At 62.1% G+C, this 13,415-nt stretch carries 14 protein-coding genes; 5 read left to right on the forward strand and 9 right to left on the reverse strand.

Going from position 1 to position 13,415, the window contains the following annotated elements; genetic code table 11:
* Positions 1 to 14: 14 nt before the first annotated feature.
* On the forward strand, positions 15 to 947 hold the full coding sequence (locus tag ACOQFT_RS06720; RefSeq protein WP_421597180.1) for a 2-hydroxyacid dehydrogenase: 933 nt from the start codon (positions 15 to 17) through the stop codon (positions 945 to 947).
* On the opposite strand, the gene ACOQFT_RS06725 is transcribed toward ACOQFT_RS06720, so the two are convergent.
* From ACOQFT_RS06725 to ACOQFT_RS06750, 6 genes are all read right to left on the reverse strand, one after another.
* Complete coding sequence (locus tag ACOQFT_RS06725; protein WP_421597181.1) at positions 944 to 2,959, reverse strand: M3 family metallopeptidase; 2,016 nt, start codon at positions 2,957 to 2,959, stop codon at positions 944 to 946. The two genes, ACOQFT_RS06720 and ACOQFT_RS06725, sit on opposite strands and share 4 nt — an antisense overlap.
* A 56-nt stretch (positions 2,960 to 3,015) precedes the next feature.
* The gene (locus ACOQFT_RS06730; protein WP_421597182.1) at positions 3,016 to 4,062 is read right to left on the reverse strand and encodes a HesA/MoeB/ThiF family protein; all 1,047 of its coding nucleotides are present in this window, start codon (positions 4,060 to 4,062) and stop codon (positions 3,016 to 3,018) included.
* Positions 4,062 to 4,517, reverse strand: coding sequence for a dUTP diphosphatase (dut, locus tag ACOQFT_RS06735; protein WP_421597354.1), 456 nt, complete (start codon positions 4,515 to 4,517; stop codon positions 4,062 to 4,064). Before dut ends, ACOQFT_RS06730 begins: the two co-directional genes overlap by 1 nt.
* Before the next feature lie 15 nt (positions 4,518 to 4,532).
* Positions 4,533 to 5,729 (reverse strand): bifunctional phosphopantothenoylcysteine decarboxylase/phosphopantothenate--cysteine ligase CoaBC, encoded by a 1,197-nt coding sequence (coaBC, locus tag ACOQFT_RS06740; RefSeq protein ID WP_421597183.1) that lies wholly within the window; start codon positions 5,727 to 5,729, stop codon positions 4,533 to 4,535.
* Between the two features lie 63 nt (positions 5,730 to 5,792).
* Positions 5,793 to 6,608, reverse strand: a complete 816-nt coding sequence (locus ACOQFT_RS06745) for a ChaN family lipoprotein (protein WP_421597184.1) — start codon at positions 6,606 to 6,608, stop codon at positions 5,793 to 5,795.
* Complete coding sequence (locus ACOQFT_RS06750) at positions 6,605 to 7,483, reverse strand: RNA polymerase factor sigma-32 (protein ID WP_421597185.1); 879 nt, start codon at positions 7,481 to 7,483, stop codon at positions 6,605 to 6,607. Before ACOQFT_RS06750 ends, ACOQFT_RS06745 begins: the two co-directional genes overlap by 4 nt.
* Positions 7,484 to 7,583: 100 nt before the next feature.
* Here ACOQFT_RS06750 and cobU point away from each other — a divergent pair, with 100 nt between their 5' ends.
* From cobU to ACOQFT_RS06770, 4 genes are read left to right on the forward strand one after another with little or no spacing between them, the layout of a single operon-like run.
* Positions 7,584 to 8,105, forward strand: a complete 522-nt coding sequence (gene cobU, locus ACOQFT_RS06755) for a bifunctional adenosylcobinamide kinase/adenosylcobinamide-phosphate guanylyltransferase (RefSeq protein WP_421597186.1) — start codon at positions 7,584 to 7,586, stop codon at positions 8,103 to 8,105.
* Positions 8,102 to 8,680, forward strand: coding sequence for a histidine phosphatase family protein (locus ACOQFT_RS06760; protein WP_421597187.1), 579 nt, complete (start codon positions 8,102 to 8,104; stop codon positions 8,678 to 8,680). Before cobU ends, ACOQFT_RS06760 begins: the two co-directional genes overlap by 4 nt.
* Before the next feature lie 58 nt (positions 8,681 to 8,738).
* On the forward strand, positions 8,739 to 9,623 hold the full coding sequence (locus ACOQFT_RS06765; protein WP_421597355.1) for a glutathione S-transferase N-terminal domain-containing protein: 885 nt from the start codon (positions 8,739 to 8,741) through the stop codon (positions 9,621 to 9,623).
* A 45-nt stretch (positions 9,624 to 9,668) separates the two neighbouring features.
* On the forward strand, positions 9,669 to 11,180 hold the full coding sequence (locus ACOQFT_RS06770; RefSeq protein ID WP_421597188.1) for a YifB family Mg chelatase-like AAA ATPase: 1,512 nt from the start codon (positions 9,669 to 9,671) through the stop codon (positions 11,178 to 11,180).
* Here ACOQFT_RS06770 and gshB read toward each other — a convergent pair.
* The 3 genes from gshB to rsmI form a co-directional block, all read right to left on the reverse strand.
* A complete protein-coding gene (gene gshB / locus ACOQFT_RS06775) occupies positions 11,177 to 12,109 on the reverse strand; it encodes a glutathione synthase (protein ID WP_421597189.1) in 933 nt (310 codons plus the stop codon). The two genes, ACOQFT_RS06770 and gshB, sit on opposite strands and share 4 nt — an antisense overlap.
* Positions 12,110 to 12,170: 61 nt before the next feature.
* Entirely contained in the window at positions 12,171 to 12,542 is a 372-nt protein-coding gene (locus ACOQFT_RS06780; RefSeq protein ID WP_421597190.1) for a YraN family protein, read from the reverse strand.
* Between the two features lies 1 nt (position 12,543).
* Positions 12,544 to 13,401, reverse strand: coding sequence for a 16S rRNA (cytidine(1402)-2'-O)-methyltransferase (rsmI, locus tag ACOQFT_RS06785; RefSeq protein ID WP_421597191.1), 858 nt, complete (start codon positions 13,399 to 13,401; stop codon positions 12,544 to 12,546).
* Positions 13,402 to 13,415 lie beyond the last annotated feature (14 nt).

The following is a 13,415-nucleotide window of genomic DNA, read 5'->3' on the forward strand; positions in this document are numbered from 1 at the left end:
CCGAAAGGCCCGACATGCCCGTGAACGTCCTGTTTTCCGCGCGCCCTGCCCTATGGCCCGTATACGAGCCGTTGCTGACCAAGGGCCTGACCGAGGCCGGGTTGGATTTTCGCCTGAGCACCGAGTTCGCCCCGGATCAGGTTGACTATGTCGTCTATGCCCCAAACGGCGGGCTGCTGGATTTCACCGCGTTCACAAGATTGAAGGCCGTACTTAGCCTGTGGGCCGGGGTCGAGAAGATCGCGGGGAACAAGACCCTGACCGTCCCGCTGGCGCGGATGGTGGATCACGGGCTGACGCAGGGGATGACCGAGTGGGTGGTCGGCCATGTGTTGCGTTATCACCTCGGGATGGATCAGCACATCACCGTTCAGGACGGGGCATGGACCCCAGACGCCCCGCCTTTGGCCACCGAGCGTCAGGTTTGCATTCTGGGTCTTGGCGCCTTGGGCGAGGTTGCCGCCCGTGCCCTGATTGCGTTGAACTTCAACGTCACCGGCTGGAGCCGTTCCGCCAAGGACATCCCCGGCGTTACATGCCTGCATGGCGACGATGGGCTGCGCAACGCCCTGTCCCAAGCAGAGATCGTGGTTCTGCTGTTGCCGAACACGCCCGCTACTGTGAACATCCTGAACGCCGAAACCTTGGCTCTGCTGCCCAAAGGCGCGCGGATCATCAATCCGGGCCGGGGGCCGCTTATTGATGACGTTGCGTTGCTGGCTGCGTTGGACTCGGGTCAAATCGGCCACGCGACGCTGGATGTGTTCCGGGTCGAGCCTTTGCCCGAACAGCATCCCTACTGGGCGCATCCGCACGTGACGGTGACACCGCATATCGCATCGGAAACCCGCCCTACCACAGCAGCCCAGGTGATCTGCGAAAACATCCGTCGAGGCGAGAAAGGCGAACCCTTCCTGCACCTCGTCGACCGCGATCTGGGGTATTAGGCGGCGATCAGTCCCCGGCCCTTCAGCAAGGCCTCAACCCCCGGCAAACGACCCCGGAAAGCCAGATACAGGTCCTCGGCCTCGCGCGAGCCGCCGGTGGACAGAATGTTCTCCTCCAGCGCCTTGGCGCGTTCGGGATCAAAGGCACCGCCTGCCTCTTCAAAGGCAGCAAAGGCATCTGCATCCATCACTTCGGACCACATATAGCTGTAATAGCCCGAGCTATAGCCGTCCCCCGCAAACACATGCGCGAAATGCGGGGTGGCGTGGCGCATCCCGATGGCCTGCGGCATACCAATCCCGGCCAACACCTCGGCCTGTTTCGCCATGGGATCGGTCGGGGCTGCACCATCATGGAACGCCAGATCGACAAGCGCCGAGGCGACGTATTCCACCGTCTGGAATCCCTGATCGAAATTGGCGGCCATCAGCACTTTGTCCAGCATGTCCTGCGGCATCGCCTCGCCGGTTTCGGCATGGGTGGCGAATTCGGCCAGAACTTCGGGCACCTCCAGCCAGTGTTCGTAAAGCTGACTGGGCAGTTCGACGAAATCCCGCGCGACCGACGTGCCCGAGATGCTTTCATAGGTCACATTTGACAGCATCTGGTGCAGCGCGTGGCCGAATTCGTGGAACAGCGTGCGTGCATCGTCATAGGACAGCAACGCCGGGTCCCCCTTTGCAAAGTTGCAGACATTGATCACGATCGGCGCCTGCACCTTGGGAAACATGGCCTGAGACCGCATCGCGCCGCACCACGCGCCGGACCGTTTCGATCCGCGCGCAAAGTAATCACCGATGAACACCGCGATATGCTGGCCGTTGCGCGTCACCTCCCATGCCCGGCAATCGGGGTGATAGAGCGGTACGTCCAGCGGTGCGAATTCCAGCCCGAACAGGCGATTGGCACAGGCGAAGGACGCCTCGATCATGCGGTCCAGTTGCAGGTATGGCTTGAGTGCCGCCTCATCCAGATCATGTTCGGCCTTGCGGCGCTTCTCGGCGTAGTAGCGCCAGTCCCACGCTTCCAACGGACCGTTTACACCGTCTTCCTGCATCATCTGCGTCAGGATTTCGGCGTCCGCATCAGCGCGGGCCTTGGCCGGCTCCCACACCTGCATCAGCAGGTCTCGGACCTTGTCCGGCGTGCGGGCCATTTCGGTTTCCAGCTTGTAGGCCGCGAAACTGTCATAGCCCAGCAGCTTGGCCCGTTCTTCGCGCAATTGCAGGATTTCCGCGGCAATCTCGCGGTTGTCGGTCTCTCCGCCATTGGCACCGCGCGCGGTCCAGGCGCGATAGGCCGTTTCCCGTAGGTCCCGGCGGGTCGAGAATTGCAGGAAGGGCACGATCAGAGACCGGGACAGTGTCACAACCGGACCCTTCGCCCCCTTTTCCTGCCCGGCCGCGCGAGCGGTATCCACCACGAAACCGGGCAGACCCTCCAGATCATCCTCGGACAGATCCATGCACCAGTCGCGCTCATCCGCCAGCAGGTTTTGGGTGAAGGACGTCCCCAACGAGGCCAGCCGCGCCTTGATCTCTTGCATCCGGTCGTCATCGTCACCGGTCAGGGCGGCACCGGCGCGCACGAACCCCCGATGGGTCAGCATCAGAACCCGCGCCTGCTCATCGGTCAGGTCCAATGCATCCTTGCGCGCCCACAGATCGGCAAGGCGCTGAAACAAAGCCTTGTTCGAGGAAATCCCCGAGAAATGCGCCGCCAGCTTGGGCGAGAACTCGCGCTGCAACTCTTCGCGCGCCGGATTGCTGTCGGCCCCGGCGACGGTGAAGAACACCGACAGAACCTTGTCCATCTCTTCACCCGCAGCCTCAAGCGCCTCGACCGTGTTGGCAAAGGTGGGCGCGTCCGGGTTGCCCGCAATCGCATCAATCTGCGCGCTATGCTCCTGCATCGCCTGATCCAGCGCGGGGGCGAAATCTGTGTCCGCAATATCCGCGAAGGGTGCGATTTCAAACGGCGTGGTCCAGTCGGACAGAATCGGATTGGTCATAGAAGTCTCCTTTGGCCACAAAGTTAGGAACGGCAGGCCGAATGATCCAGAGCAGGCTATGCCCCCGCGCCACAAATCGGACAATCGGCACGGCGTGACAGGGTGATCTTGCGGCTTTCGCCATAAAGCGCGTCATAAATCAGCATTTCGCCACGCAGGGCCTGCCCGGCCCCGGTGATCACCTTGATCGCCTCAACCGCCATCATCGAACCGACCACACCGGGCAACGGGCCGATCACCCCCGCCTCGGAACAAGAAGGGGCCAAACCGGGGGCCGGGGCCTCGGGGAAAATACATTGATAGCAGGGTGCATCGCTGGCGGGGTCAAAGACGCTCAACTGCCCTTCCCATTGCGACAGGGCGCCCGAAATCAGCGGTTTGCCCAACGCAACCGCCGTGCGATTGGCCAGATAGCGGGTGTCGAAATTGTCGGTGCCGTCGAGGATCAGATCGAAATCGGTGAAAAGGTCGTGGGCGATCTCTTCGGTCAGACGGCGGTGATAGGGCAGCACGGTTACATTGGGGTTCTGTGCCTCCATCGCCTGCTGCGCCGAGAACACTTTGGGCATCCCGATATCTGCATCGCGGTGGATCACCTGCCGTTGCAGGTTGGCGTTCTCGACCTCATCATCGTCGATCACACCGATCGTGCCGACACCAGCCGCCGCCAGATATTGCAATGCAGGCGCACCCAGCCCGCCCGCACCGATGACCAGCACGCGGGCCTTTTTCATTTTCTTCTGACCCGGCCCGCCCAGTTCACGCAATACGATGTGGCGGGCGTAACGTTCCAGTTCGGTTTCAGAGAATTGGTCGGATGGCATAGCGGGCTCCTTGGCTGCGGCAGGGGCTGCGCGGTTTCGCAGCGCTTTCAGCACCCTCCCGTAAACCAGAACCAGAATGGCCACGCCACCCAAGATCAACCAAAGCGCCGCAGAGCCGCCAGTCGCCTGACGCAACGGATGGCCGTCGGGCAAAACCAGTTGGGCCGTGATCACGCCCAGCAGCAGAACCCCGACCGAGGTCATGCGGGCTGCCCGGGACACTCCGGCCAGATAGCCGATGCCCCACAGACCCGCAGCCAGGATCAGGACCAGCAGCATCAGCCGCGCCCGGTCGAGCCGAACCCGCCCGCACCGCGGACCGTATCGCTGAGCGCCTCCACCGGCTCGAACGCGGCCTGTACCACGGGGGCGACGACCAGTTGGGCAATACGCTCGCCATGGGTGACCTCGAACGCCTCTTGCCCGGCGTTCAGGACGATCACGCCCAGCGGGCCGCGATAGTCACTGTCGATCGTGCCGGGTGTATTGGGCAGGGTGATGCCGTGTTTCAGCGCCAAGCCTGAGCGGGGACGTACCTGCACCTCGAACCCCTGGGGGATTTCAATACGCAACCCTGTCGGCACCAGCGCGCGTTGACCCGGTTCCAGCGTGATTGAGGCCCCGCCCGGTAGATTCGCCCGCACATCCGCCCCGGCCGCCCCGGAAGTTTCATAAGATGGCAGAGGGATCGACGGATCAGACCCTTCCTCTCGGATCACACGAATAGCAACCATCATTGCTCCTTTGGTTTAACTGGTCAACGCGTCGGCGATCTTACGTGCCAGACGCTTGGCCACCTCATCCTTGCCCATGCGCGGCCATTCCTCGGCGCCATCGTCCGAAATCAGGATCACCGCATTCTCGGACCCACCCATGATCCCCGTTGCCGGACTGACGTCATTGGCCACGATCCAGTCACAGCCCTTGCGTCCCCGTTTGGCAGTGGCATGTTCGATCACATTGTCCGTTTCAGCCGCGAACCCGACGACCAGCGTGGGGCGGCTTTTGTCCATATGCGAGACACGTTTCAAGATGTCGGGGTTTTCGGCGAACTCAAGCACCGGCAGACCATCGCGGCTTTTCTTCAGCTTCTTGTCCGAAGCGCTGGCCACACGCCAATCGGCAACCGCTGCTGCAAACACACCCGCATCAACGGGCAGCGCGGCATCCACCGCGTCGGACATCTGTTGGGCGGTTTCAACCGACACGACCTGCACCCCATCGGGTGGCGGCACATCTGCCGGCCCAGTGACAAACACCACCTCGGCCCCCAACGCGGCCAGCGCCCGCGCCACCGCCGCGCCTTGCGCCCCGGACGAGCGGTTGGCAATATAGCGCACCGGATCGATGGGTTCATGCGTCGGCCCCGAGGTCACAAGCACACGTTTGCCGTCCAGCGGACCATCACCTAGTTCCGCCTCAATCGCGGCCACAATCTCCAGCGGTTCCGACATGCGTCCTGGGCCGTATTCGCCACAGGCCATATCGCCCTCGTTCGGGCCCACATAACGGATGCCATCCGCCTGCAACTGTTTCAGGTTGCGCTGTGTGGCCGGGTGATCCCACATCCGGACATTCATCGCCGGCGCACACAGAACCGGTGTATCGGTCGCCATCAGCAGGGTCGAGGCCAGATCATTGGCCAGCCCCCCGGCCATCTTGCCCATCAGATCGGCAGTCGCCGGGGCCACAACGATCAGATCGGCCGAACGGGACAGCTGAATATGCCCCATTTCGGCCTCATCCGTCAGGTCGAACAGGTCGCGATAGACCTTGTCTCCGGCCAAAGCCGAGACCGACAGGGGTGTCACGAATTCCTCGGCCGCGCGGGTCAGCACGGGTGTCACCGTCGCCCCGCGCTCCCGCAAACGCCGGATCAGGTCCAGCGACTTATACGCCGCGATTCCCCCGCCGATGATCAGCAGAATGCGTTTCGATGCCAGCATGTTGAGCCCTTCCCGTCCCGGTCGGCCCCGACATTAGGCAAGCGGACCGGACAGTTCCAGCGGTTAATTCTGTGTTTCAAAGGCCAGACAGGGGTCTTCACGCTCAACGCCCGGGCTGTCGATCACAGCATCAAAATCCCCGGCAACCAAGCCGTCCTCGGACTGACCCAACACGAACAGTTTCAACCCCGGGCGCATACGGGACAGAAAGGTCGGAATGCCCCGATCCTTGCGCGCATGTCCATTGCCGGTGATCACCGCAACCGGTCCACCGGTTTCATCGGTAGCGCGCAGGATGGCACGGGTCAGCACCGCGTCGCGCAGCCGTTGGATGGCGACCAGCTGTGGCAAGGCACTTTCCGGGATCGCATTGCAATGGGCGGCCAGTTGATCTGCCTCGCGCTCGGCCTGTTCGTCAGACGGCAACGGAACGGTCAGGCCATAACGCGCCGCATCCGCGCCGAGGGCAGTCGCCGCGCCCCGTTCCATCGCCGCACGGGCGGCCGCACGCGGCACCATTGCGCCATAGACCGGCGCGTCCGAGGCCTGAAACACCGGATAATACATGCTGAGCGGCGGCCAACCGGATTCGATCCATTCCAGAATGCGTGCAAGGTCTTCGGGGTCCGACACCGCCTTGTCCGCAAGACGCTGCGCGCCTTCTTCAGTCACCATTTCCCAGACAACTGCCGAGGGCTTTACGGCGCTCAACGCCTCGGCCTGAATGACATGGTGCTGAGGGTTGTCATGAACCTCGCCCAGAATGATCACGTCCACCGACATCATCGCGGCCAGGACATCATCGGGGATCAGATCGTCGGCATGGCCAGGGCGGGCCATAACCACAAGTGCACAAAGCAGAATCGCAAGCTGTCTCATGCGATGAAGTGTTGCACCTCGCGCGATTGCGCTTCAAGGTTCTTGCGCATTTTCACGAAGGCCGCCGCCTCAAGCTGACGCACGCGTTCCTTGGACAGGCCAAGCTCTTGCCCCAGGCTTTCCAGCGTCCGCGCCGGTTCACGCAGCTTGCGTTCGCGCACAATGAACCTTTCGCGATCATTCAGCGCCTGCATGGCCATCACCAGCCACTCGCGCAGCTGTTTGGTGTCATGGTTATTCTCGACCATCTCGGCGGCCTGAACACGCTCATCTTCCAGCGCGTCGATCCACTCGCGTCCATCCTCATCGGCCGACTGCACTGCGTTCAGCGAGAAATCGGAGCCGGACAATCGCCCTTCCATCATCTCAACATCGCGCAGGGGCACGCCGATCTCGGCGGCGATCATCTGGTGCAACTGGTGGCGGTCCAGATCCATCCCTTCGGTCGCGGCTTCGCGTTCAAGGCGCGCCTGCACCCGGCGCATGTTGAAAAACAGGGATTTCTGGGACGAGGTCGACCCGGTCCGCACCATCGACCAGTTGCGCATCACGTAATCTTGAATGCTGGCCTTGATCCACCAGACTGCATAGGTCGAAAACCGAACGCCGCGGTCGGGGTCGAACTTGTCGGCGGCCTTCATCAGGCCCAGACCCGCTTCCTGGATCAGATCATTCATCGGCGCGCCATAGCGTTTGAACTTGGCCGCCATCGAAATCGCTAGCCGCATATAGGCGGTGATCAACCGATGCAGAGCCTTTTCATCACGCTCATCGCGCCAGGCGTAGGCCAGTTTCAGTTCGGTCTCCGCGTCCAGCAGTTCGGCTTTCATCGCTTGCCGGGACATCGAAAAATCGTTCGCATTGTCCAGTGCCATGGAAATCTCCCCTTTTCACAGGCGCGGGCCGGACTTGCCTTGCCAACCTAGGGTCGATACGCAGAACAAAACCGGGTGGATCACATGAAAGGTAATTACAGTGTATCCGGATTTAACCTTTGTGCTAGGGGGCGCGGCCTCGGGGAAGTCGGTTTTTGCCGAGCAACTTGTTGTTTTGTCAGGAAAACGCCAGGTTTACCTTGCCACATCACAAGTGTTTGATGACGAAATGCGCGACAGGGTCCAACGCCACATCGCCCAGCGTGGCGAAGGTTGGACAACTGTTGAGGCCCCCTTTGATCTGGGGCCTGCCCTGTCCGACCTGACCCCCGACCATATCTGCCTGATCGACTGCGCAACCATGTGGCTGACCAATCATCTGCTGGCCGAAAACGATCTGCAGCAGGCGCAGCCCGCGCTGTTGCAGGCACTGATATCCTGCCGCGCGCCGATCATCATCGTCTCGAACGAGGTCGGCCACGGCATCGTCCCCGACAACGCCCTGTCGCGCCGGTTTCGCGAGGCGCAGGGGCGGCTGAACATTGCATTGGCGGCGCAGGCCGATCTGGCGGTGCAGGTCACCGCAGGTCTACCGCTGGTGCTGAAAGGGCAGTTGCCGTGACCCGCCTGCACCTTGTGCGCCACGGTCCGACCCATGCGAAAACCATGGTCGGCTGGTCCGACATTCCCGCCGACCTCAGCGATCGGGCGGCCATCACGCGGTTGCACGATCACCTTCCGGCCGAGGCCCTTGTGATCTCATCAGACCTGTCCCGTGCCGCAGATACTGCCTCGGCCATTCAGGGCGCGCGCCAGCGCCTGCCGCATCACCGCGACCTGCGCGAGATTCACTTCGGCACGTGGGAGCTGCGCGGGTTTAAAGACATTGAGGCCGAAGACCCTGACCTTGCCTTTGCTTATTGGGACAACCCCGGCGATGTTCGCCCGCCCAAAGGCGAAAGCTGGAACGAGGTGCGCAGCCGCGTTGATACCATTATTGACCGCCTCATCGCCGACCATACCGGGCGTGATCTGATCATCGTCGCCCATTTCGGTGTGATCCTGACGCAAGTCCAGCGTGCCCTCGACCTTGACGCGCAAAAGACGTTCAGCCACCGGATCGACAACCTCTCGGTCACCAAGATCACCCACCATGGTAACCGCTGGTCGGTGGGGCGGATCAATCACCTACCGTGATCATACCCCGCACAAATCACTGATTTACTGATTGATCATACCGCGCCATCTTTACGGCATGACCTATGATTTGTTTATCGGAGACCGCCTGTTTTCCAGTTGGTCCATGCGCGGCTGGCTGATGCTGGAAAGGTTCGGTCTGCCCTATCGAAACCACATGATCGGCCTCTATTCCGGCACCATGGCTGAGGATATGAAAGTCCTTTCGCCGGCCCGCCTTGTGCCCGCTCTGCGCCTGCCCGACGGTACGGTCGTCGGTGAAAGCCTCGCCATGGCCGAAACCCTGGCCGAACACCACCCCGAGGCCGGGTTGTGGCCCGCAGATCCCGCTGCCCGCGCCATTGCCCGGTGGCTTTGCGCCGAGATGGTCGCCGGATTCACGGCCTTGCGCGGGGAATGCCCGATGCAGCTGAAACACTGCTGGCAGGGATTTGACCCGTCCCCCGAGACACTGGCTGATTTGAACCGGATCGAAGCGCTTTGGGCCCATGCCCGCGCTGTATCCGGTGCCGAAACCGGACCTCTTTTTGGCGACTATTCGCTAGCAGACGTGTTCTACACGCCGGTTGCGGCGCGGATCATCGGGTATGGTTTGCCGGTTTCCGAGGCCAACCGCGCCTATTGTCAGGAGCTGCTGGCGGACACTGCGGTTCGGCAATGGCGCGCGATGGGACTGACCGTGACCTATAGTCCCTTTCCCTATGCGCTGGACCTGCCATCGCAGCCGTGGCCCTTTGGCGGGTCTTCAGATGCACGTCCCGTCGATAATGGCCCCTCGGTCAACGCCACTTGCCCCTATTCCGGCGAACCGGTCTCTCATTTTCTGGAACTGAACGGGCAGCGTTGGGGCTTTTGCAATCGGTTCTGCCGTGACAAAACCGTCGCAGACCCGGCGGCCTGGCCGAAATTCACCGCAATGGTGCGTGCCGTTAACGATTCTTAAACCGCGACCATGGCAGCAACGATCTGTTAACCAAAAAGGTCGTTCATGGTCGCCCGTTCTCATACCGTTGCTTTCCAAGGGGTCGAGGCCCGCCCGGTCGAGGTGCAATGCGCCGTCTCGCCGGGCCTGCCCGCTTTTTCCATCGTCGGCCTGCCCGACAAGGCCGTGTCCGAGGCCCGCGACCGCGTGCGCAGCGCGCTGAGTTCGATGGCCATCGCGCTGCCGTCGAAACGGATCACTATCAACCTGTCACCCGCCGATCTGCCGAAAGAGGGCAGCCATTTCGACCTGCCCATCGCGGTGGCGTTGCTGTCAGCGCTTGAGATCATCCCCCCCGATGCCGCCGAAGGGGCGGTTTCCTTGGGCGAGCTGTCGCTGGACGGCTCACTGGTGCCCGTCGTCGGTGCCCTGCCGGCCGCCATGACCGCAGCCGCCGAGGATCGTACGCTGCTCTGCCCCCGCGCCTCCAGCGCCGAGGCCGCGTGGGTCGATGCGACGCAGGTGATCGGCGCGGGTTCACTGGGGGACGTTGTACGCCATTTCTCGGGCCAGTCGCCATTGCCCGCTGCGCAACCCGGCGAGGTGAGCCTGGCGCCCAGCGCCCGCGATCTGCGTGATGTGAAAGGGCAGGAACGGGCAAAACGCGCGTTGGAGATCGCCGCCGCGGGGCGGCACCACCTGATCATGATCGGCACGCCGGGGTCGGGCAAATCCATGCTGGCCGCGCGCCTGCCGGGAATTCTGCCACCGCTGACCCCGATCGAGGCACTGGAAACCTCAATGATCCAATCCCTGTGCGGATTGCTGGACGAAGGCGGCATCAGCCGCAGCCGCCCGTTTCGCGAACCACATCACACGGCCTCGATGGCGGCTATTGTCGGAGGCGGCAAAGGTGCGAAACCGGGGGAAATCTCACTCGCTCATAATGGCGTTCTGTTCATGGATGAATTTCCCGAGTTCCCACGCACCGTGTTGGAAACCCTGCGCCAGCCGATTGAGACCGGCGAGGTCATGGTCGCCCGCGCCAACGCCCATGTGAAATATCCCTGCCGGTTCATGCTGGTGGCGGCGGCCAACCCGTGCAAATGCGGATACCTTACTGACCCGGCCCGCGCCTGTTCGCGCGCGCCTGTATGCGGAGAAGATTATCTGGGGCGGATATCCGGCCCTCTGATGGATCGCTTCGATCTGCGGATCGAGGTCCCTCCGGTGGGATTCACTGACTTCGACTTGCCGCCCTCGGGCGACAGCTCGGCCACGGTTGCGGCGCGCGTCGAAGCGGCTAGGGCCATTCAGGCGGACCGTTTCGCGGGCACGTCAACCCGGCAAAACGCCGATGTCGAAGGCAAAGTATTGGAAGAAATCGCGGCCCCGGACCCCGAAGGCAAGGAGCTGCTTTTGAAAGCCGCCGAGCGGTTCGGCCTGTCCGCCCGCGCCTTTCACCGCATTCTGCGGGTCGCGCGCACGATTGCCGATCTTGAGGGCGCGCCGGATGTCCGGCGCCCCCACGTGGCCGAGGCGCTGAGCTTTCGGATCAGCGCCAAGGTCGCGGCTTAAAGCTTGGCCTCGATCGCCTGCCAGATCTTTTCGGCGACGTTCACGCCATCGAACCGCTCAAGTTCCTGAATACCGGTCGGAGAGGTCACGTTGATCTCGGTCAGATAGTCGCCGATCACGTCGATCCCGACGAAGATCTGGCCTTTTTCCTTCAGCAGAGGCCCAATCGCCGCACAAATCTCAAGATCGCGTTCAGACAGACCAATCTTTTCGGGGCGCCCGCCCACATGCATGTTCGAGCGGGTTTCGCCTGCGGCCGGAACCCGGTTGATCGCGCCCACTGGTTCGCCATCGACCAGGATCACGCGTTTGTCGCCATTGCTGACATCGGGCAGGAATTTCTGAACGATCAGCGGTTCGCGCGAGAAACCGGTGAACAGCTCGTGCAGAGAGGTCAGGTTGCGGTCATTCGCATCCAGCCGGAACACGCCTGCACCGCCATTGCCGTACAGCGGTTTCAGGATGACGTCGCCGTGTTTTTCCTTGAACGCCTTGATGGTTTGCAAATCACGCGCAACCGTTGTCGGAGGCGTCAGGTCGGGGAAATCCAGAACCAGCAGTTTCTCGGGGTAATTGCGCACCCAGAACGGATCGTTGACCACCAATGCCTTTCCTTTCAGACGGTCCAGCAGGTGGGTCGAAGTAATGTAATGCATGTCGAAAGGCGGGTCCTGACGCAGCCAGATCACGTCGAACTCGGCCAGATCAACCTCGCGTTCAGGTCCCAGCTCGGCCGGATTGCCCGCAATGCGCTGGACTGTCATGTCATGCCCACGTGCGGTGATCCGACCCTCTTGATACGCCAGTTGGTCGGGCCCGTAGAAAAACAGCGTATGCCCGCGCGCCTGCGCCTCTTCGGCCAGACGGAAGGAGCTGTCTGCATTGATATCCACGGCCCAGATCGGGTCCATCTGAAAGGCGATTTTCATGGCGTGTCCCTCAGTTTCACGCCCGATACATGGCCCAGCGGGGCCATGGGTTCAATGGGGATCAGGCCTGACCAAAGGCGTTTTCGATGATTTGAACCGCGCCGGACGCGTCCACCAATGCCGCATCAAACCGGGCGTTAGTCAGTTGCCCGCCCGGTTCAGTTTCCAAAAACTGAGCGGCAGAGGCGTAAATCCGGTCCATCTGACGGCGGCTGATCCGGGCCGCGGCCATGTCGAAACTGGTACTTTTCTTGACCTCGATGAAAACGACGCCATCTGCGTTGCGGGCGATCAGATCGATCTCGCCCCCGGCCCCACGCCAGCGGTGATGCGCGATTGAGAACCCGCGCCTTTCGTAGTGAGATGCAACCTGCTGCTCTGCGGCCTGTCCGGCGTGATAGGAAACCGAACTTCGGACGGATCGCGCGGTCATATCATCCCTTTCCCAGTTTCAGAGCCTTCTGATAGATCGGACGTCGCGGCAGTTTGTACATATCCGACACCAAATCCGCCGCGTCCCGCACCGAGTGGGTCTCCAGGGCCCGTCTCAAAGCCTCTTCTACGTCGGATTCGTTAACAGTTTCCGAATGTCCGCGGTCCACCAACAGGACGATCTCACCTTTGACCGTCTGCCCTTGCAGGCCTGCCGCAAGTTCGCCCAAAGATCCGCGCCGGACCTCTTCGAACTTTTTGGTCAATTCGCGGCACATCGCAGCTGAACGGTTTTCGCCTAACACCTCGGCCAAGTCCGACAGACAGGCCGCGACGCGTTTCGGCGATTCGTAAAATACCAGCGTTCCGGGCACGTCGCGCAGCGCCTCGATCCGCGATCGACGCGCACCGGACGCATTGGGCAGAAATCCGGCAAAAAAGAACGCATCCGTCGGCAAGCCCGCCAAGGTCAGCGCCATCAACGCCGCCGACGGTCCCGGCGCGCAGGTCACCAAATGCCCGGCCTCAGCGGCCTGCCGCCCCAGATCATAGCCGGGATCGGCAATCAGCGGCATTCCGGCCTCGGACGCATAGGCGACGGATTTCCCTTCGCCAAGCGCGTCCAGAATCTTGCCGCGTGCACCTGCGCCGCTGTGGTCGTGATAGGCCAGAATGCGCCGCCCCTCGAGCGGGACGCCGTGAATCTCCATCAACCGGCGCAGGCTGCGGGTATCTTCGGCAGCAATCAAATCCGCCGAAGCCAGCACATCCAGCGCCCTGAGCGTGATGTCGCGTGCCGTACCAATCGGAGTGGCAACAAAATACAGGCCGGCGCCCAATCTGACTTTTTGGAAATTCAAAGCTGGACCCTCAC

This window comes from Ruegeria sp. MALMAid1280, assembly GCF_049195285.1.
Lineage (GTDB): Bacteria > Pseudomonadota > Alphaproteobacteria > Rhodobacterales > Rhodobacteraceae > Ruegeria.